At 71.1% G+C, this 18,533-nt stretch carries 19 protein-coding genes; 5 read left to right on the top strand and 14 right to left on the bottom strand.

Annotated features, from left to right (window positions below):
* The first annotated feature begins 93 nt into the window (after positions 1 to 93).
* Together VFZ09_RS49850 and VFZ09_RS49855 are read left to right on the top strand one after the other, a co-directional pair.
* On the top strand, positions 94 to 2,025 hold the full coding sequence (locus VFZ09_RS49850) for a thiamine pyrophosphate-binding protein (RefSeq protein WP_329734928.1): 1,932 nt from the start codon (positions 94 to 96) through the stop codon (positions 2,023 to 2,025).
* A gap of 46 nt (positions 2,026 to 2,071) precedes the next feature.
* A complete protein-coding gene (locus VFZ09_RS49855) occupies positions 2,072 to 3,622 on the top strand; it encodes a peptide MFS transporter (protein ID WP_329734929.1) in 1,551 nt (516 codons plus the stop codon).
* A gap of 13 nt (positions 3,623 to 3,635) precedes the next feature.
* Here VFZ09_RS49855 and VFZ09_RS49860 read toward each other — a convergent pair whose 3' ends face one another.
* The 14 genes from VFZ09_RS49860 to VFZ09_RS49925 are packed head-to-tail and all read right to left on the bottom strand — an operon-like array spanning position 3,636 to position 15,611.
* Positions 3,636 to 4,340, bottom strand: a complete 705-nt coding sequence (locus VFZ09_RS49860; RefSeq protein ID WP_329734930.1) for a hypothetical protein — start codon at positions 4,338 to 4,340, stop codon at positions 3,636 to 3,638.
* 56 nt (positions 4,341 to 4,396) lie between these two features.
* Complete coding sequence (locus VFZ09_RS49865; protein WP_329734931.1) at positions 4,397 to 4,954, bottom strand: hypothetical protein; 558 nt, start codon at positions 4,952 to 4,954, stop codon at positions 4,397 to 4,399.
* Positions 4,955 to 5,011: 57 nt separating this feature from the next.
* Positions 5,012 to 5,914 (bottom strand): MerR family transcriptional regulator, encoded by a 903-nt coding sequence (locus tag VFZ09_RS49870; protein ID WP_329734932.1) that lies wholly within the window; start codon positions 5,912 to 5,914, stop codon positions 5,012 to 5,014.
* 27 nt (positions 5,915 to 5,941) lie between these two features.
* Positions 5,942 to 6,805: a MerR family transcriptional regulator gene (locus tag VFZ09_RS49875; protein ID WP_329734933.1), complete on the bottom strand. Its 864-nt coding sequence runs from the start codon at positions 6,803 to 6,805 to the stop codon at positions 5,942 to 5,944.
* Positions 6,802 to 7,485, bottom strand: a complete 684-nt coding sequence (locus tag VFZ09_RS49880; protein ID WP_329734934.1) for a lysophospholipid acyltransferase family protein — start codon at positions 7,483 to 7,485, stop codon at positions 6,802 to 6,804. The genes VFZ09_RS49875 and VFZ09_RS49880 overlap by 4 nt, the downstream gene beginning before the upstream one ends.
* Entirely contained in the window at positions 7,482 to 7,829 is a 348-nt protein-coding gene (locus VFZ09_RS49885) for a lycopene cyclase domain-containing protein (RefSeq protein ID WP_329734935.1), read from the bottom strand. The genes VFZ09_RS49880 and VFZ09_RS49885 overlap by 4 nt, the downstream gene beginning before the upstream one ends.
* Positions 7,826 to 8,212, bottom strand: a complete 387-nt coding sequence (locus tag VFZ09_RS49890; RefSeq protein ID WP_329734936.1) for a lycopene cyclase domain-containing protein — start codon at positions 8,210 to 8,212, stop codon at positions 7,826 to 7,828. Before VFZ09_RS49890 ends, VFZ09_RS49885 begins: the two co-directional genes overlap by 4 nt.
* Complete coding sequence (locus tag VFZ09_RS49895) at positions 8,209 to 9,363, bottom strand: glycosyltransferase family 2 protein (RefSeq protein ID WP_329734937.1); 1,155 nt, start codon at positions 9,361 to 9,363, stop codon at positions 8,209 to 8,211. Before VFZ09_RS49895 ends, VFZ09_RS49890 begins: the two co-directional genes overlap by 4 nt.
* Entirely contained in the window at positions 9,360 to 10,337 is a 978-nt protein-coding gene (locus tag VFZ09_RS49900; protein ID WP_329734938.1) for a carotenoid 1,2-hydratase, read from the bottom strand. Before VFZ09_RS49900 ends, VFZ09_RS49895 begins: the two co-directional genes overlap by 4 nt.
* Positions 10,334 to 11,791 carry a phytoene desaturase family protein gene (locus VFZ09_RS49905; RefSeq protein WP_329734939.1) on the bottom strand — a complete coding sequence of 486 codons (1,458 nt, stop codon included), beginning with the start codon at positions 11,789 to 11,791 and terminating at the stop codon, positions 10,334 to 10,336. The genes VFZ09_RS49900 and VFZ09_RS49905 overlap by 4 nt, the downstream gene beginning before the upstream one ends.
* Positions 11,788 to 11,982 carry a hypothetical protein gene (locus VFZ09_RS49910; RefSeq protein WP_329734940.1) on the bottom strand — a complete coding sequence of 65 codons (195 nt, stop codon included), beginning with the start codon at positions 11,980 to 11,982 and terminating at the stop codon, positions 11,788 to 11,790. The genes VFZ09_RS49905 and VFZ09_RS49910 overlap by 4 nt, the downstream gene beginning before the upstream one ends.
* The gene (locus tag VFZ09_RS49915) at positions 11,979 to 13,004 is read right to left on the bottom strand and encodes a phytoene/squalene synthase family protein (protein WP_329734941.1); all 1,026 of its coding nucleotides are present in this window, start codon (positions 13,002 to 13,004) and stop codon (positions 11,979 to 11,981) included. Before VFZ09_RS49915 ends, VFZ09_RS49910 begins: the two co-directional genes overlap by 4 nt.
* On the bottom strand, positions 13,001 to 14,545 hold the full coding sequence (locus tag VFZ09_RS49920) for a phytoene desaturase family protein (protein ID WP_329734942.1): 1,545 nt from the start codon (positions 14,543 to 14,545) through the stop codon (positions 13,001 to 13,003). The genes VFZ09_RS49915 and VFZ09_RS49920 overlap by 4 nt, the downstream gene beginning before the upstream one ends.
* A 13-nt stretch (positions 14,546 to 14,558) precedes the next feature.
* Complete coding sequence (locus VFZ09_RS49925) at positions 14,559 to 15,611, bottom strand: polyprenyl synthetase family protein (RefSeq protein ID WP_329734943.1); 1,053 nt, start codon at positions 15,609 to 15,611, stop codon at positions 14,559 to 14,561.
* Between the two features lie 266 nt (positions 15,612 to 15,877).
* Between VFZ09_RS49925 and VFZ09_RS49930 the strand changes: the two genes are divergently transcribed.
* The 3 genes from VFZ09_RS49930 (at position 15,878) to VFZ09_RS49940 (ending at position 18,499) form a co-directional block, all read left to right on the top strand.
* Entirely contained in the window at positions 15,878 to 16,312 is a 435-nt protein-coding gene (locus VFZ09_RS49930; RefSeq protein WP_329734944.1) for a hypothetical protein, read from the top strand.
* Positions 16,309 to 17,214 carry a TIGR01777 family oxidoreductase gene (locus VFZ09_RS49935; RefSeq protein ID WP_329734945.1) on the top strand — a complete coding sequence of 302 codons (906 nt, stop codon included), beginning with the start codon at positions 16,309 to 16,311 and terminating at the stop codon, positions 17,212 to 17,214. Before VFZ09_RS49930 ends, VFZ09_RS49935 begins: the two co-directional genes overlap by 4 nt.
* Before the next feature lie 73 nt (positions 17,215 to 17,287).
* The gene (locus tag VFZ09_RS49940) at positions 17,288 to 18,499 is read left to right on the top strand and encodes a metallophosphoesterase (RefSeq protein WP_329734946.1); all 1,212 of its coding nucleotides are present in this window, start codon (positions 17,288 to 17,290) and stop codon (positions 18,497 to 18,499) included.
* Positions 18,500 to 18,533 lie beyond the last annotated feature (34 nt).

Below are 18,533 nucleotides of genomic sequence, written 5' to 3' on the forward strand. Positions count from 1 at the left end.
GAAATCTCAGTACCCGAGATTTCCTCGAGGTCCACAAACCCGCTGTTCTGGGGAAGCGCGCACCCCGAACGTCGAATGAAGAAAGGGGAATCCGTGTCCCAGCCCGCCCTCGCCAAGGCCCTCACCCGTGCCCTCCTCCGTGGAGAGAGCACCTCCGCCCTGTTCCCGCAGGGGATGAGCCCGCTGAGGGACGGGAGGATGGAGGCGGAGGGAGCGGAGCCGCACGCCCGGCAGGAGGAGCCCCAGACGCGGCTGGCGCTGCGCTCCTTCCACTCGTTCGAGGATCTCACGGTGGCGGAGGCGCTGCTGGCGCACCTGGAGGCCGAGCAGGTGGACGCGGTGTTCGGCATCCCCGGGGGCAACATCGCGCCGCTGGTGCAGGCGCTGCGGCGGCAGTCGCGCATCCGCTTCATCATCGGCAGCCACGAGGGCGGCTCGGCCTTCATGGCGGACGGGTACGCGCGCGCCACGGGCAAGCTGGGCGTGTGCGCGGTGACGGCCGGCCCCGGGGCCACCAACGCGATGACGGGCGTGGCCTCGGCGCATCTGGATCAAGTGCCGGTGCTGACCATCAGCGGGCAGGTGTCCACCGAGCGCTTCGGGCTGGGCGCCATCCAGGAGAGCACCGACGAGGGCGGCATCAACACCGCGGAGATGTTCCGCCACTGCACGGCCTCGAGCACCACCATCGTGGACGCCAGGAGCTTTCCGCGGCTGATGGAGCGGGCGCTGAAGACGGCGCACGCGCTGCCGCACGGCGCGGTGCACGTGAGCCTGCCCACCAACATCGCCCGGCAGAAGCTGGCGAAGGTGTGCGTGCCCACGGCACCGGGCTCCTGGAAGGGCACCCTGCCCGCGGCGCCGGCCTCCGAGGTGTACACGGCCTTCGAGTTGCTGCGTCACGCGAAGCGGCCGCTGGTGTACCTGGGCTCGGGCGCGCGCGAGGCGCTGGAGAGCCGGGGCGCGGAGTTCTCCGCGTTCGTGCGCCGCTATTGCCTCCCCGTGGCCACCAGCCTGCGCGGCAAGGGGCTGTTCTCCGAGGAGGATCCCCTCTCGCTGGGTGTGCTGGGCATCGCCGGCAGCAAGCGCGCCGAGCAGTACCTGGGCGAGGGCGTGGACGTGTTGATGGTGCTGGGCAGCCGCCTGGGCGAGTGGGCCAGCAAGAGCTTCTCCTCGCTCTTCGAGGCGGCGCACACCGTCATCCAGGTGGATGCCACGCCGTCGGTCATCGGCCAGTTCCTGCAGGTGAACCTGCCCATCGTGGCGGACGTGGGCTCGGTGGTGGCGGGGCTGGTGGAGTTCGGCCACGGGGCCACGCCGGGCAGCGAGGCGCAGGTGCGCGAGCGCCGCCAGCACCTCAACGCGCTGAACCTGGCCCACCGCGCGGCCGCGCCCGTGCTGCCCGAGGACGGCCCGCTCAAGCCGCAGCACGTGATGGAGGAGCTCAACCCGCACCTGCGCGCCCACACGGACCTGTACGTGGACATGGGCAACTGCACCGGCTGGGCCACGCACTGTCTGCGCATCACCCCGCCGGCCCGCGTCTTCTACCCGTGCGGCCTGTCCTCCATGGGCTGGTCCATGGGCGCGGTCATCGGCGGGAAGGTGGGCAGGCCGGAGAACACGGCGATTGCCCTCACCGGGGACGGCTCGTTCCTGATGAATGGCACGGAGCTCGTCACGGCGGTGCGCTACGGGGTGGGGGCCGTCTACATCGTCCTCAACGACAACTACCTGGGGATGGTGAACCACGGCGAGCACGCCCAGTCGGGGGGCGAGTACGAGCTGGACGACCCGTACTTCAGCCTGGGAGATCCGGACCTGGTGAAGTTCTCCGAGTCGCTGGGCGCGCGGGCGTACGAGGTGACGCGGCCGGGCCAGCTGGCGGAGCTGCTGCCCGAGGTGCTCCAGCGCGCGGACACGGAGCGCCGGCCGCAGGTGCTGGTGTGCCGCATCGACTACCGCGAGGTGCCGCCGTACGGGGACCGGTTCGCCGCCGTCGCCTCGGCCCCGAAGGAGGGCTGAGCGCGGATCCGCCTTCGCGGGTAGAGTCCGGGCCCAGGAGCCCGGAATGAACCAGCCCCCCGCCACGCCGTCCGCCAGCGAATCGGCCGTCCCCCTCGCCGCGACAGGAGCTCCCGTGCCGGAGCCGCGGGGCTTCTTCGGCCACCCGCGCGGGCTCTCCACGCTCTTCTTCACGGAGCTGTGGGAGCGCTTCAGCTACTACGGCATGCGGGCGCTGCTCTTCCTCTTCATGACGGCGGCGGTGGAGAAGGGCGGCCTGGGCTTCGACACGGGCAAGGCGGGGGCCATCTACGGCCTGTACACCTCGGGTGTGTACCTCACCGCCATGCCGGGCGGGTGGCTGGCGGACCGGCTCATCGGCCAGCGGCGCGCGGTGCTGTATGGCGGCATCATCATCGCCCTGGGGCACTTCAGCATGGCGCTGCCCGGGACGCTCTTCTTCTTCCTGGGGCTGCTGCTCATCGTCATGGGCACGGGGCTGCTCAAGCCCAACATCAGCACCATGGTGGGCGGCCTCTACCCCGAGGGCGGTGCCCGGCGGGACGCGGGCTTCTCCATCTTCTACATGGGCATCAACATCGGCGCCTTCATCGCGCCGCTGCTGGTGGGCTACCTGGGGGAGAAGGTGAACTGGCACCTCGGCTTCGGCGCCGCGGGCGTGGGCATGGTGTTCGGCGTCATCCAGTACCTGGTGGGCGGCAAGCACCTGGGCAACGTGGGGCAGAAGCTCCCGAGCGAGCCCCCGGCTCCCGGACAGGCGGAGCGCGGCGGCGGCTCGCGCACGCTGGGGCTCGCGGTGGTGGGGGTGTTGGGCGGGCTGCTGGTGGTGCTGCAGCTGCTCGGCGTGGTGGACCTGACGACGGCGGTGGGCCTGGCCAACGCGGGCGGCCTCATCATCGTGACGCTGGCGCTCGCCTTCTTCCTCTTCCAGTTCACGGCGGGTGGGCTGGACGCCACGGAGAAGCGGCGGCTGTCCGTCATCGGCGTGCTCTTCATCTGCTCGGCCATCTTCTGGGCGGGCTTCGAGCAGGCGGGCTCCTCGCTCAACCTCTTCGCCCGCGAGCTCACGGACCGAACGGTGTTCGGCTGGCAGATGCCGGCGAGCTACCTGCAGGCCGTGAACGCGCTGCTCATCATCAGCTTCGCGCCGGTGTTCGCGTGGCTGTGGGTGTGGCTCAACAAGCGCGGGCTCGAGCCGTCCAGCCCGGCCAAGTTCTCGCTGGGCCTGGTGCTGCTGGGCTCGGGCTTCGGGGTGATGGTGGCGGCGTCACTGGCGGCCGCGGGAGGCCAGCAGGTGAGCCCGCTGTGGCTGGTGCTCACCTATCTGCTGCACACGCTCGGGGAGCTGAGCCTCAGCCCGGTGGGACTGAGCACGGTGACGAAGCTGTCCCCCCAGCGGGCGGTGGGTCAGATGATGGGGGTGTGGTTCATGTCCATGTCGCTGGGCAACCTCATCGCCGGGCGGGTGGCCGGGCAGTTCGAGGCGATGCCCCTGCCCCAGCTCTTCGGCGCGGTGGCCGCCGTGGCCATCGCCGCGGGCCTGGTGCTGTCGCTCTTCGTGCGCCCCATCCGGCGGATGATGAGCGGGGTGCACTGAGCCCGCGGACGGCTCAGCGCGAGGCCCTGAACTCGGCGGCGAAATCGAGGAACTTCAGGGCCGCCTTCCGGTGGTCCCCCTGGCAGTCCTGAAGGTATTTGACGTGCCAGCCCTCGCCCGGGGCCTCCTTCTTGACGTCCCGGAGCCAGTCCTGGAAGGGCTCCACCGTCAGGTCCTTGCTCTGGTTGAAGACGGAGTTCCGGATCCATCCCGTGGTGAAACAATAGAGGGATTCGACGGTGTCCTGTCCCGTGAGAAAAGACAGGTCCTGCCCTTCGTGCATCCGCTGCCGGAGCCAGAGCAACGCATCGACCAGTTCCACCTGACGCCCCCCCCACTCCCTGGGAAGAGGTCCGTAGGTCGCGGCGATTCTCCCGTCCAGGGCCCCGGCCTTGCCTCTTGGAGCTAGACCGAAACGCTCCACGTACCCGGCAACCAGATCGAGCAGCACCAACGCGGCTTTCTCATGGTCGCCCTGGCAGTCTCGCAGAGGCTTGACGTACCAATCTCGATGCAATGGCTCTCCCTGGCTGTCGTGGTACCAGTCCAGGAACTCCTGCCATGCCAGGTCATACCCCCCGTTGAAATGGGTATGAGCGCTCCAGCCATGAATGAAGGGAAGGATGGAATCAGCGCTCTCACTGCCGGTGACGAACCACAACGCATGCCGCTCCATCACCCATTGGCGATCCCGGACCAGCACATCGAGCAGCCCCACCCTCCGCCCACGCCATTCCTCGGGGAGAGGAACCGTCTTGACGACCTCTTTGCCGCTCACAGTGTCTCCACGATTTCGTGAACGATACGACTGCCCGAGTCCGTGCTCAGCCTGGCGATGTATTCGCGAAGGGGAAGACCCGCCAGCCCTGTATAGGCATCGATGACCCTGTCATCCAGCTGCACCGCCACATGATGCCCGGTCGACGAGATCTGTAGATTCTTGACCAGCACTCCGTCCTTGAGCACATCGAAGCCCAGGTTTTTTCGTGAGCCTTCCACGGTGAACCGGATGAACACCGGCTTCTGCGCGAGCTCGCGCAGTCCCTCGTGGATGGCCCTGGCCACCTTCTCGCATTCACCCGCGCGGCGGTTCGCCACGGCGAAGGCATTCTGGAACGCCACCAGCCAGCCCGGCATCCTGCCCAGGTCCCTGAGCAGCAGGTACTGCTCGACGACACACTTCATCTCCCCCATGAGCAGACAGGCCTTGAGCCGGGCACGGATCGACTCGTCTTGTGGCCCGGGAGCAGAAGCCCGCGCCACCTGACAGAAGAGCAGCACCACCAGGAGAACAGACCCGCTCCACCTGTGGGTGCTTCTCGCCGTGCTCATCGTCCAGACAGCATAGCGGGAGTGACCCGGTCCGGTGCAGCCGCACCGGCGGTGAATTCACCCGCCCAACAGCCGTGGCCAGTCGTCCGCGCTGTCGAACAGGTGCACGCCGAGCCGCTCGCAGACCTCCTGGTGCACCCGGGCCGCCGCTCCGCCCACCCAGATGGGCGTCTCCTTGGGCACCCCCGCCACGATGCGCGCCAGCGACTCCTCGAAGTCCTGCGCCCCGTGGTCCGTCACCGCCGACAACCCCACGAGCTCCGCCTTCAGCTCGCGCGCCACCCGGCCCACCTCCGCCGCCGGCGTCCGCTGGCCCAGCAGCGTCACCGACAGCCCCCCATGCCGCATCCGCAGCGCCGCGCCCAACAGGCCCAGCTCGTGCTGCTCGTCCGGAAAGCATGCCAGCACCACCCGCCTGCGCCCCGTGTCCGGCGCCGCGTGCAGCAGGCTGATGACCCGCGCCCGCACCTCCTGCGTCACCAGGTGCTCCTGCCCCACCGAGAACGCCCCCGCGTGCCAGCGCTCGCCCACCTCGCGCAGCAGCGGCACCAGCACCTGCTCGTAGGCCTTCAGCGGTGTCAGCGACGCCAGCACCTCGTCGAGCACCCGCGACACCCGCCGCTGGTCCAATGCCGCCGCCGCCCCCAGCACCTCGTCCCGCCAGGCCGTCAGGCTCGTGGCCCCTGGCTCCGGCGTGGCCTCGGGCGCCGGCGGCGCCGTGTCCAGCTCCTCCTGCAGCTGCGGCAACATCGTCGCCGCCTCGCTGATGGACACGCCCTCCTCGGTGAGCTGCTTGAGCCGCCGCAGCAGCGCCACGTCCCGGTCCGTGTACACCCGGTAGCCCGACGGCGTGCGCCGGGGCGCCAGCACCCCGTAGCGCCGCTCCCACGCGCGAATCAGCTCCACCCTCACCCCCGACAGCTCGGCGGCGACGTGGATTCTATAGCTGCGCTCGGCCATCCCACTCCTCCTCCGCCCCCAACCTCCTCAGGTGCGGTTCGACGCGCCGCGCGCCTGCTGCCAGAGGGCCATCAGCTCCTCCGTGGACTCCGCGTACTGTGCTCCCACGTTGAAAATGACCTTCAGGTGCTCACGCGCGCCCGGCCCCCCTACTACTACCATCGCCGGAGCACACGCCTCCACCGCGCTCTGCAACACCTGGCGCAGCTCGTCCGCCTCCCGTCGTCTCACGCACGAGAGCGCCACCACGTCCGGAGTCACCTGCACGCACGCTCCGCGCAACGCCTCGGCCGGAGTGTCCGCCCCCAACAGCGTCACCTGCCAGCCCCTGCGCTTGAGATGCAGGCCCAGTGCCAGCAACCCGCCCTCGTGCATGTCACGTTCTGGACAGGCCAGCAGCACCCGGGGGCCCCCCGGCCGGGAATCCTCGGCCAGCAGCAGCGCCCGCAGCCGCTGGCGGATGAGCGCCGAGGCCAGGTGCTCCCGCGCGATGTCCAGCCGATGACCCATCTCCCGCAGCAGCGGCATGAGCACGGTGTCCACGTAGGGCTCCACCGCCAGGGCCGCCTGCGCCTCGCCCAGCACCCGGTCCGCCGCGTCCCCGTCCAGCACCATCACCGCCGACCAGAAGCGCTCCTCCAGCCGCTCGCGCACCGGCAGCTCCGCCACCGGCACCGTGCGCACCTGGGCGATGGCCTCACTCACCGACAGGCCGTCGGAGATGAGCGTCGCCACCCGGCGGACGTTCTCCACCTCTTCCCGCGAGTAGACGCGGTAGTTGCTCTCGTTGCGGTGCGGGCGCGGAAAGCCATAGCGCCGCTCCCACGCCCGAAGCGTGGCCTCGCGGATGCCCGTCAGCCGGGCGATGGTCCGGATGCGCAGCAGCGTCATGCCGAGGGCGCCCTCCCCCGCACCGCGTCCCAGCGCTCCGCCACGCCCATGCCCCCCGACACCACCCGCGTGAAGCCCTCCAGGCCCGTCACCTCCGCCAGCCGGCGCACCGCTCCCTCCAGCTCCGACTGGAAGCGCGCCAGCGCCCCCGCCCCGTGCGGCGTCCCCACCTCCACCAGCACGTCCGGCCGCTCGTGCTCGAGGAAGACATAGCGGATGGCCAGCGGCACGCACTCCACCTGCCCCACCCGCGCCAGCAGCTCCACCCCGCGCTCCAGCTTCAACGGCAGCACCCCGAAGGGGCGCAGTCCGCCCTCCGGGAAGATGCACACCGCGGCGCCCGGCTTGCGCAGCAGCTCACGCGCGTAGCGCAGCGTCTCCAGCGACGAGGCCGCCTCGCCCCGGCGGATGCTGAAGGCGCCCAGCCTCGACAGGAAGCGGTAGCGCTCCAGGTTCTGCTCCTCCATCACGCAGTACGCATCCCAGCCCGCCGCCTTCCCCAGCTGGTGCAGCACGAAGCCGTCCCACCAGTTGGAGTGGTTCGCGTACACCAGCCGCGCCCCCTCTCCTCCCGGCAGCTGCCCGCGCACCCACAGGCCCCGGAACGCCGACCGGAACTTCCACCCCACGTACCCGTCGAGCACCCACCCGAAGAGCCCTCCCTTCGCCGCGCGTATCACGGCACCCGCGCCTCCCGCCGCGAAAGGAGGACCGTGAAGAGCGTCAGCCCGAGCGACACCATCACGCTCGTCAGCAGGAAGAAGAGGATCTCCTCCAGCGGCACCCCGGCCACGTACACGCCCAGGTGCTTGCCCTCGCCGAAGTTCCAGATGCCCACGCGGATGGCCAGGTGGTCCGCCACCGCCAGGTACGTCCCCACCACCAGCGCCGGTGGCAGCACCGCCCACAGCACCGCCCCCGTGCGGCTCCGGAAGTGGTGCACCAGCACCGCCAGCTGCAGCACGATGAAGGGCACCGCCCACGACAGCAGGTGGATCATGTACGCCCAGCGCGACTCCATCATGACGCCACCTCCTTGGCGTCCGCCGGCCGAGGCTTGGGCACCGCGGCGCCCTCGGCCGGACGGCGCTGGGGCTCGGGAGACTCGAGCACCCGCAGCAGCCGCGCGCGCGCCCACAGCCCCACCAGCAGCGTCTGCAGCCCGAAGAAGAGGTACTCCTCCACCGGCAGGTAGCCCAGCTTGATGCCCCAGATGAGCTCCGGCTTGAAGCCCCACAGGCCCCACTTCACCGCCAGGTTGTCCCACGGAGACGTCGCCGCGTAGACCACCACCATCAGCAGCCCCATGGGCGCCAGCCCCCGTGGCGTCAGCGTGCGCCGGTAGCGCACCAGCTGGAAGAGAATCGGCAGGACGACGAACAGTCCCAGGAAGCGTGCGTACGTCATCCCCGGCCTCCACCGAGCTCCGGCGACATGCGGCCCCCGGAATACAACGCGTAGGTGCGGCCCCGCCACGTCACCCGCGACGGCCGCACGAGAGAAGTCATGAACGCGGCGAGCAACAGGGCCTCGCCGAGCAGCCAGTCCCACAGCAACGGGGCCGGAGGGGTGAACCCGATACCCTCACCCCGTCCCTCTCCCGAGGGGAGAGGGGAAGCAGGCGCAGTGGGCGTGGTGAGCACGGTCAGGCGCCAGGAGAGCAGGGTTCTCACCATGAGGAGACCCGCGACTCCCGCCGACAGCCACATGGAGCCCATCAAAAGGCTGAGCGCCAGCAACGGCCACGTCGGCGTGAAGAGCAGCGGCACCGTCGGGTACAGCCCCGGCCGGTGGCTGCTCAGCACCTGCATCCACCTCGTGAAGCGCTCCAGCGCCGCGCTCCACGTGCCCGGCGCCATCGGCACCAGCGCGGGCACCTCGCACAGCTCAACCTCGAGCCCCTTCGCGTGCAACCGCTTGGACAGCTCCAGGTCCTCGCCGATGTGGTCCTCCAGCGGCCGGAGCTCCGCGATCGCCCGATCGCTCAACCCGAGCGCCTTGCCGCACACCGCCTTGGCCCCCGCGCTCATCACGTGCAGCGCCCGGAAGCTGTGGTGCGTACGGCGCAGCAGCCCCGCCACCGCCCGGTCCGCCAGCGCCCGCTCGCCCACCGGCGTCGGCACCGCCGTGCTCAGCGCCGCTCCCGCCTCCACCGGCGCCGCCAGGCCCTCCACCAGCGCTCCCGTCACCGCCACGTCCGCGTCCACCACCAGCACCACCCGCCCGTCCCGCGGCAGCTTCTCCAGCGCGTACAGCAGGTGCCCCACCTTCCGGTTCGGCGCCACCGGGTCGCTCTTCAGCCACAGCACGTCCTGGGGCAGCCTCGGCCGCTGCGGCGAGAGCACCACGTGCGTCAGCGGCCCCGCGTAGTCGATGGGCCTCGCCAGGTTCTCCAGCTCGCGCTCCGTGGGCGCGTCCACCGGACGCAGCAGCAGCACCGGCACCCGCGTGGACCCGGGCGCACGGCGGCGCTGGCTCAACAGGCGCCCCAGCGCCACCGCGCTGAAGCCTCCCGCCAGCACCACCCAGCCCAGGCCCATGGCCACCAGCGCATTCATGCCCCACGCTCCACGCGCGTGCGGAAGTGCGCCATCCAGCGGATGAAGGGCGAGTGGAAACGGCGGAAGTCCGCCACCTCCCCCATCACGTCCAGCCCGTCCCGCCGCGCCTCCACCCGCGCGTAGAAGGGCGAGGACTCCAACAGCCTCGGCGCGCCCACCGCCTCGTTGCCCGCGTACAGCTTCGCCGGCACGCGCAAGCCCCAGCCCGTCAGGCTCGTGTCGCGCGCCTCGGCCAGCAGCGGCCTCCGCTCGGCCTTCGTGCCCAGCGCGCCCGCCGTCACGCGCAGCGGCGCCACCCCGCCCGGCAGGTGGTAGTCCACCACCGTCTCCTCCAGCCCGTGCACCCGCGCCCAGTGCCACCCCGGCAGCCGCGCGCCCAGCAGCTCCTCGCCATGGTTGGTGTCGTGGTAGCCCATTCCCTCCGCCACCACGCCCTCGGAGGACACCTCCAGCCGAGCCTTCGCCCGCGGCGCCAGCGCCCGCCAGTAGTGCGGCAGCCCCGGCACCAGCTGCACCTCCTCCGCCGCCGTCACCTGGGGCTCCAGCTCCAGCCGCGCGCGCAGCGGCCCACCGAAGGGCGCGCACCGCTCGTCCACCTCCATGCGCACCGCGCCGTCCAGCCCGTACTCCAGCAGCGAGCCGCCGACGCGCAGCGCCCGGCCTCCCCGCTGCACCTGCACCGCCGCGTGCGGGTACTCGCTCAGCACCCAGCGCCGGCCCGTGCCCCGGTGGTACAGCGCGAAGTTCACCGCGCAGTGCTCCAACGGCAGCGCGCCCCGCTTCACCCCCGCCGAGTAGCGCGGAGAGAAGAGCGAGCCCACCATGAAGATGCACACCGCGCTGTACTCGCCCGCCGTCACGTCGGCGTAGAACCAGCGGTACGCCCCCGGGGTGTCCGGCAGCGGCGGCAGCGCGTCGCGCCACGCATACCCCTTCGGCGAGCCGGGGACGGCGAAGTCCATGCGCCTCATGCGCTCCTCCGCAGGTGCTCGGACGCCATCTCCGCGGCGAAGCGGCCGGACAGCATCACCAGCGGAACCCCGCCGCCCGGGTGCGTGCCTCCGCCCGCGAAGAAGAGCCCCGGCGTCCCGCCCCGGATGCGCGGACGGCGGAACGGGCCGAACTTCCCGTGCGGCAGGAAGCCGTAGATGGAGCCGCCCGGCGCGCCCAGGGCCGCCAGGTCCACCGGCGTGCGCTGCCCCACCACCCGCATGCGCCCGCGCAGCTCCGGGTAGTGCACCAGCAGCTTGTCGAACATCTGCGTCTTCACCCGCTCGGCCTGCAGCTCCCACGCGGCCGCCGCCCGCTCGTACGCGGCCGGCTCGCGCGGCAGCGCCGGGGCATTCACCATGACGAAGAGGCCCGTCTTGTCCGGCGGTGCCACCGTCGGGTCCGTCGCCGAGGGGTTGCAGAAGTACACCGTCGGATCATTGGCCAGCTGGCCCCCGAAGAGCTCGTCGAACTCGCGGCGGTAGTCCCGGCCGAAGAGCACGGTGTGGTGCGGCAGCGCGGGGCGGCCATCCACCTCCAGCAGCAGCACGTAGCCCGACAGCGACAGCGGCTCGCTTCCCCGCCCCAGCTTGTCCAGCGGATCCGCGTTCACCACCACCGAGTCGAAGCGCTCCTCGCCGCCCGGCGGCCCCACGCGGTAACCCCGCGCGTCGCGCGTGTAGCCCACCCGCACGTTGAGGTGCACCTTCACGCCCTGGCGCTTCACCGCCGCGCCCAGCCCATCCACCAGCGCGCCGATGCCGCCCTGTACGTGGTGCACGCCATACGCGCGCTCGATGTGGGGGATGAGGGCGTAGGCCGCGCTCGCCTCGTAGGGCGAGGCCCCCGCGTACGTGGCGAAGCGGCCCACGAACTGCTGCATGTGGTCCGTCTTGAAGTGGGCCCGCGCCAGCTCATCCAGCGTGGCCAGCTTCATCCCCTTGGCCATCGCCGTCACGCCCCGCCGCGCCACCCGCGTCATGAAGCCGGCCAGGCCCTCGAAGGGCGCCTCCAGGTACGGCTCGCCCGCGGCGCGCCAGATGGCCTCGGCCTCCTCATAGAAGCCGTGCACCCCGCGCCGCTCGCTGGGCCGCATCTCACCCGCGCTCTGCGCCGTGCGCTCGACGTCCTTGTACGCCACGAAACCGCACCCGTCCGCGAAGCGATAGGTGCACTGGGGCTCCAGCTCGGCGATGGGCGGCAACAGGTCCGCACCGCCCAGGCGCTCGAACAGCCCCTTGACCACGTCCGGCAGCGTGAGCAGCGTGGGCCCGGTGTCCAGCCGGAGCCCGTCCACCCGCACGCACTGCGCCTTTCCTCCGAGGGTGGGGCTTCCCTCGAAGAGCGTGACGTCGTGGCCCTCCTTCGCCAGGAGCCCGGCGGCCGTCAGCCCCCCGATTCCGCCGCCCACCACCGCGACACGCATCGTCTTCATCGCACGGTCCCCTTCCGACGGGCCTCCTCGGCGAGGATCTCCCGCGCACGCTCGGGCCGGTAGACGCGCTCGCGCGCCAGCCAGCGCGACTCCACCAGCCGCGTCCGGCGGCGCTCCGGCGACTGCCGGTAGAAACCCGACAGGCGCGAGGAGCGCTTCACCTTCAACGTCTGTACCTTGTCGTCGCTCATAACCTCACTCCCGTGGTGACCCCCCTGGGAAGAAGAGGCACCGTCACCTCGGGCGTCGGCGGCGCGGGCAGCACGGCCGCCGGCCGCACCAGGATGGTGGAGGCCAGCGCCAGCTTGCGCTTGCCCGGCACCGACAGCCGGCCCTTGAAGACGTCGTAGTCGTTCTGCTCGATGACGCGCAGGATGTCCCCGTAGATGGAGCCCATCAGCTTCACCATGCGCTGGCAGCCGAAGCCGGTGAGCGCGGGGATGCCCGCCGCCGCCCGCGCGTAGTAGGCGCGCGCCCGGTCGATCTGGAAGCGCATGAAGTCGCGCCACCGGTCATCCACCACGCCCGCGCGCAGGTCGTCCACCGTGAGGCCGAAGGCCTCCAGCTCCTCCCGCGGCAGGTAGACGCGGTCGCGGTCCAGGTCCTCCTTCACGTCCCGGAGGATGTTGGTGAGCTGCATGGCGCGGCCCAGGTCCGCCGCCGGCCCGAGCGCCCACTCCGCCGAGCACCCCAGCATGGGCGCCATCATCAGCCCCACCACGCCGGCCACGCGGTAGCAGTACAGGTCCAGCTCGGCCCAGCTCTCGTAGCGGCGCTTCGTCAGGTCCATCTCCATGCCGGAGATGAGGTCCTGCATGGGCTGCTCGGGGACGCGGAAGCGGCGGATGACGTCCTGGAGCGCGGCGAACTCGGCCGGATCCCACGGGCCATCGCCCCCACTGGCGCGCGTGGAGGGCGGAGGCATGCGCGGGTCTCCCAGCTCCGGCACGTCCACGAAGAGCTCGGCCACCGCCCGGCGCGCGCGGCTCAACCGCTCGCCCAGGTCCTCGGGCACCGCGCCCCGGTCCGCGCCGTCCGCCACGTCCACCATGTCGTCCAGGCGCCGGCAGTAGGCATAGAGCGCGAAGGCCGCCTTGCGCCGCAGCCCGAAGAGCATGAACGAGGCGAAGAAGAAGCTCTTGGCGTGATGACGCGTCACGCGCTCCGCCATGTCGTAACCACGGGTCACCAGGATGTTGTCCGACTTCTTCATGCCGCCTCCTCGATTGCTCCGCGCCCGTCACTTCCGGGCTCCTTCACCACTTGCGCCGCGCCCGACCACTCCAGGATACGCTCCACCACCAGCCGCGCGGAGATGAGCACCGTGGGAAGACCGGTGCCCGGCTGGGTGGAGGCCCCCACGAAGAACAGATTCCGTACCCGGGCATCCTGGTTCGCGGGGCGGAAGGGGCCAATCTGGAAGAAGTTCTGCGCCAGCCCGAACGCACTGCCCCGGGCCAGGTTGAAGGTGGCCGCCCAGTCATCCGGCGTGTAGACGCGCTCCACCTCGATGTCCCGCTCCAGCTCCGGGTAGCCCAGCTCGGCCAGGCGCCGGAACACCTTGGCCCTCACCTTCGGGCCCTCCACCTTCCAGTCCAACCCCGGGTGCTGATGAGGCACCGGCACCAGGACGTAGAGCGAGTCCTTGCCCGGAGGCGCCAGGCTCTCATCCGTGTGCGCCGGAGCGTTGACGTAGAAGCTCGGGTCCTCGGGCACGCGGAAGCGCTCGAAGATGTCGTCGAACGAGCCCTTGTAGTCGCTGCCGAACACCACGTTGTGGTGCTGGAGCCCCTCGTACCGGCGCTTGAGTCCCAGGTAGAGCATGTAGCCACTGGACGTGTAGCGCAGCTTCTTCGCGCGCTTGAGCCGGGTGACGCCCGGGTCCAACAGCTTCTCGTACGCGTAGGGCAGATCCGCGTTACAGAGCACCACGTCCGCCTTCACCACCTGCCCGTCCTCGAGCCGCACGCCCACCGCGCGCGCGCCGTCGGTGAGGATGCGCTGGACGGGCGTGTTGTAGTGCAGCCGCACTCCCTCCTCGCGCGCCACCTTCTCCAGCGCGAGGGGAATGGCGTACAGGCCTCCCTTGGGGAACCACACGCCCACGCCCAGCTCCGTGAAGGGCAGCAGCCCGTACACCGCGGGCGATGCGAAGGGCGACACGCCCAGGTACATCGTCTGGAAGGTCATCGCCGCGCGCAGCCGCTCGTCCTGGAAGAAGCGGCTGACGTCCGCGTACATGCGGCGGTGGGCGCGGACCTGGAAGATCTTCTTGAGCACCGAGGGCGCGAAGTAGTCGGAGATGCCCGCGTAGTTGCGGCCCACCAGGTGGTCCAGGCTGGTGCGGTACTGGGTGCGGCCCTGCGCGAGGAAGGCCAGGTAGCGCGCGTAGCTGCCGGGCTCTATCCGCTCCAGCTCGCGCCCCATGGCGCACAGCTCGGAGGTGAAGGTGATGGCCGAGCCGTCGCGGTAGTGGATGCGGTAGTTCGGGTCACACCGCAGCAGCGTGAGGTAGTCCTCCAGGCGCCGGCCGAGCGAGGCGAACGTCTCCTGGAACACCTCGGGCATGAGGACGATGGTGGGGCCGATGTCCCAGGTGAAGCCGTCCACCTGCAGGCGGTTGCAGCGCCCGCCGGGGCCGCCCGTCTTCTCGAACAGCTGCACGTCGAAGCCCTGGTGGGCCAGCCGCGCCGCCGCCGCGAGCCCACCCACGCCCGCGCCCACCACCACCGCCTGTCGTTTGCCACGGCTCACGGTACGGCTCCTCTCAGACGATACGGTGGGCCAGCTGGCCGATGAGGGACTGCACCAGCTCGCGCAGACCGTTGGGGTTGGGCAGCTCGGCCAGCGCGCGCACCGCGCCGTGCGAGGCCCGTGTCACCAGATTCTCCGTGGCGCTCCGCCCCCCGCCCTCCTCCACCAGCCGCCGCACCCGCCCGAGCGCGAGCTCGTCCCTGCGCTCCACGGGCAGGGCCCACAGCGCCTCCAGCTCCCGGCGCACCTCGGGCAACGCCCGCGACCAGGCCGCCGCCACCGGGAAGGTCCGCCGGCCCCGGAGGAAGTCGCACCGCGGGGCCCGGACGCCCACCCGGCCGTCCTCGAAGAGGCCCAGCACCTGCTCGCGCAGCTCGTAGGCGAGCCCCACGTGGCAGCCCACGCGCGCCAGCCGCAGCCGCAGCCCCGCGTCCGCCCCCGCCAGCATCGCCCCGCACACCAGCGCCGGGGCCAGGCCCTCGCGCACCACCTGCATGCGCGCCAGCCGCCAGGCCCGCATCACGCCCCCGGGGCCCAGGCACTCGCCGCCGCGCTCCAGCTCCACGTAGCGGCCCACCGCCGAGTAGCGGCACAGCTTCAGGTAGTACTGGCTGGCCTGCGTGGCGCCCGGCAGCTCCGAGCCCAGCAGCGTCTCCATGGCGCGGGCGAAGAGATGATCCCCCACCACCACGGACAGGTGCTGGCCCGTGGCGCCCGGCCCCAGCAGGTGGTGCAGCGTCAGCCCTCCGCGCCGCAGCACCGACTGCTCCGTCGCGTCGTCATGGACGGCCGCGAAGGCGTGCAGCAGCTCCACGCCCGCGGCGAAGCGCCACAGCCCCGCCGGCACGGACGCCGAGCCCCGGGCCAGGCAGTAGCCGGCCAGCAGCAGCGCCGGGCGCATCCTCCAGGCGGGGCGCGACACGTACTCGCGGACGTGTCCCAGGGCTTCCGTCCAACGGATGTCCAACCTGCTCTCGTCCGGCAGCTCCAACAGCTCCGCCAGCGACGCATCCACCCGGGCCTGCACCAACTGCAGCCACGCCTGCTCCACCGAGGGAGCCGGCATGGGCGCTGCAGAGATGAAGGGCGTGAGCCCCATACAACCTTCCTCCCGGCGGATGGATGACGACTGTCCTGGAGGTAACCTTTGTGTCCAGGCTCTGTCAAGGTTATGTTCAAGGTTCGTACAAGCTTCGTTCACAGGAGGCCCCGATGACTGCACGGATTGCTGGCATGCTGACGGCTGCTCTGTTGGCCGCGAGTCCATCGCGCGCCGCCGAGCCACAGGTTGGACCGATGGACGCAACCTTGCGGGGCTCCAATGGAAAGGAAGTGGCGATCTCCCGATGGCGGGGAAAACCCGTCATTCTCTTCTATGAGGATCGCCACTCCACGACACTCAACTCGCCCTTGAAGGAGGCCCTCTTCTCGAAGGGTCAGAAAATGGGGCTGCTGGACGCGGCGTTCGTGGTGGCGGTGGCCAACCTGGAGTCGTTCGACTTCTTCCCCGCGCGGGGAATCGCGTTGTCCTACGTGCGCGACGAGGAGAAGAAGTGGGGCATTCCCATCCTGGTGGACCTGAAGGGAACGCTGGGGGCCTCGCCGTGGAACCTGCCCACCAAGACGTCCTCGGTGTTGCTGTTGGATGGGAACGGAGCGCTCGTCTACCGGTACTCCGGCCGCATGGGGGACGAGGACCAGAGGGCCTTCTTCCAGACGCTCGGTGGGCTGCTCGGCCGGGAGATTCCCGAGGAGGAGCACCCGTGAAGGTCGCCCTCACCGGAGCCAGTGGCTTCCTCGGTCCCCAGCTCGTGCGGCGGCTGTTGGACAAGGGCCATGCCGTGCACGTGCTGGCGCGCGACGTGGAGCGCGCGTTGAAGGGGCTGCCGGCGGGAGTGAGCGGCGCCTTCTTCGACGCGTCCACGCCGCTGCCGCCGGACGCGCTGGGGGGCGCCGGCGCGGTGGTGCACCTGGCGGGCGAGCCGGTGGCGCAGCGGTGGACGGAGAGCGCGCGCCGGCGCATCCACGACAGCCGGGTGGTGGGCACGCGGCTGCTGGTGGAGGCCATGCAGGCGGCGGGCACGGTGCGGCACTTCGTATCGGCCTCGGCCATCGGCTACTACGGGGGAGACCGGGGCGCGGAGCCCCTCACGGAGAGCAGCGCCCCCGGAGAGGACTTCCTCGCTCGGGTGTGCCGGGACTGGGAGGCCGAGGCGCAGCGGGCCGCCGCGGCGGACATCCGCACGGTGGTGGCGCGCATCGGCGTGGTGCTGCACCCGGAGGGCGGCGCGCTGAAGCAGATGCTGCCCGCCTTCCGCCTGGGCCTGGGCGGGAAGATGGGCTCGGGGCAGCAGTACATGAGCTGGGTGCACCGCGACGACACGCTGGGCCTGCTGCTCTTCGCGCTGGAGCAGCCGGAGCTGACGGGCCCGGTGAACGTGACGGCGCCGGAGCCGGTGACGAACGCGGACTTCTCGCGGGCCCTGGGGGCGGCGCTGCACCGGCCGGCGGTGCTCCCGGTGCCCGGCTTCGCGCTGAAGGCGGCGCTGGGGGAGATGTCCGAGGTGGTGCTGGGAGGCCAGCGGGTGCTGCCCCGGCGCGCGCTCGAGGCCGGTTACCGCTTCCAGCACCCCGAGCTGTCCGAGGCCCTCCGCACGCTCGTGGGGTGAGGGCCCGGCTTCACGTTTCTTCACGTACGATGGGGTTGCGGCGCGCGGAGCGCCGGTGAGTATTGGGACCACCATGCGCTTCACCCTTCAGTCGCTCATCTTCTTCGGCACCATGTCCCTCATCGTGGTGCTGGGGCACGTCTACCTGTACCGCCGGCTCTTCCGGGACACGGCGAAGCACCCCCACTGGCGGCGGGCGGGCGTGGTGCTGATGGGCCTGCTGGCCACGCTCATGACGAGTTGGTGGTTCGTGCCGCGCCTGCTGCCCCAGGAGACGGCGTCCGTCCTCTCGCAGCTCAACTGGTTCTGGATGGGCGTGGCCACCTACCTGCTGCTGGCGGTGCTGTCGCTGGGAGGCCTGCGCACGCTCTCCGGCTGGCTGGAGCGCCGCCGCGTGGAGGAGACGCCCGTGGCCGCCCCGGTGGTGGAGCCGGTGGTGGATGAAGCGCGGCGGCAGTTCCTCGCCCGGACGACGGCGGGGGTGGCGGTGGCGGCCGCGGGAGGCATGGCCGGCTATGGCGTGTGGCGCGCCTTCCACCCGCCGGTGGTGAACGAGGTGGCGGTGAAGCTGCCCGGCCTGCCCAAGGCGCTGGACGGCTTCAGCATCATCCAGCTCAGCGACGTGCACGTGGGGCCGCTCATCCAGCGCCGCTTCATGGACGCGGTGGTGGCGCAGTGCAACGCCCTGAAGGGGGACCTCGTGTGCATCACGGGGGACCTGGTGGACGGCCGGGTGGCGCAGCTGGCGCACGGGGTGGGCGCGCTGAACAACCTGCGCTCGCGGCACGGCACGTACTTCGTCACGGGCAACCACGAGTACTACTCGGGGGACGAGGAGTGGGCCGAGGCGCTCACGCGCATGGGGGTGACGGTGCTGCGCAACCGCCACGTGCGCATCGGCGAGCCGGGGGCCTCGTTCGACCTGGTGGGCGTGGATGACTGGGGCGCGCACCGCTCGGGCTATCCGCGCGAGCGCAGCTATGACCTGGCGGCGGCCACGGCGGGGAGAGACCCGTCGCGAGCCGCGGTGCTGCTGGCGCACCAGCCCTCCGGCTGGCGTGAGCACGCGCTGAAGGCGGGCATGGGGCTGCAGCTGTCCGGGCACACCCACGGGGGGCAGTTCTTCCCCTTCAACCTGGTGGTCTCCGCCATCTGGGAGCACGACGCCGGCCTGTTCCGCGAGGGCGACAGCCACATCTACGTCAGCCGCGGCACGGGCTTCTGGGGCCCGCCGCTCCGGGTGGCCGCCCCGCCGGAGATCGTCAAGGTGACGCTCCTGGCGTGACACGAACGTGACGCCACATCTCGAGCCTGGGTAG

Origin of the sequence: Archangium sp. (assembly GCF_036277355.1) — a bacterium.
GTDB lineage: Bacteria > Myxococcota > Myxococcia > Myxococcales > Myxococcaceae > Archangium.

Coding starts and splice junctions, on each gene's coding strand:
- VFZ09_RS49870 (WP_329734932.1), bottom strand. CDS start 5,914: ATGGCCGAGCGCAGCTATAGAATCCACGTCGCCGCCGAGCTGTCGGGG.
- VFZ09_RS49910 (WP_329734940.1), bottom strand. CDS start 11,982: ATGAGCGACGACAAGGTACAGACGTTGAAGGTGAAGCGCTCCTCGCGC.
- VFZ09_RS49905 (WP_329734939.1), bottom strand. CDS start 11,791: ATGAAGACGATGCGTGTCGCGGTGGTGGGCGGCGGAATCGGGGGGCTG.
- VFZ09_RS49900 (WP_329734938.1), bottom strand. CDS start 10,337: ATGAGGCGCATGGACTTCGCCGTCCCCGGCTCGCCGAAGGGGTATGCG.
- VFZ09_RS49890 (WP_329734936.1), bottom strand. CDS start 8,212: ATGACGTACGCACGCTTCCTGGGACTGTTCGTCGTCCTGCCGATTCTC.
- VFZ09_RS49895 (WP_329734937.1), bottom strand. CDS start 9,363: ATGAATGCGCTGGTGGCCATGGGCCTGGGCTGGGTGGTGCTGGCGGGA.
- VFZ09_RS49855 (WP_329734929.1), top strand. CDS start 2,072: ATGAACCAGCCCCCCGCCACGCCGTCCGCCAGCGAATCGGCCGTCCCC.
- VFZ09_RS49865 (WP_329734931.1), bottom strand. CDS start 4,954: ATGAGCACGGCGAGAAGCACCCACAGGTGGAGCGGGTCTGTTCTCCTG.
- VFZ09_RS49885 (WP_329734935.1), bottom strand. CDS start 7,829: ATGATGGAGTCGCGCTGGGCGTACATGATCCACCTGCTGTCGTGGGCG.
- VFZ09_RS49915 (WP_329734941.1), bottom strand. CDS start 13,004: ATGAAGAAGTCGGACAACATCCTGGTGACCCGTGGTTACGACATGGCG.
- VFZ09_RS49875 (WP_329734933.1), bottom strand. CDS start 6,805: ATGACGCTGCTGCGCATCCGGACCATCGCCCGGCTGACGGGCATCCGC.
- VFZ09_RS49940 (WP_329734946.1), top strand. CDS start 17,288: ATGCGCTTCACCCTTCAGTCGCTCATCTTCTTCGGCACCATGTCCCTC.
- VFZ09_RS49925 (WP_329734943.1), bottom strand. CDS start 15,611: ATGCCGGCTCCCTCGGTGGAGCAGGCGTGGCTGCAGTTGGTGCAGGCC.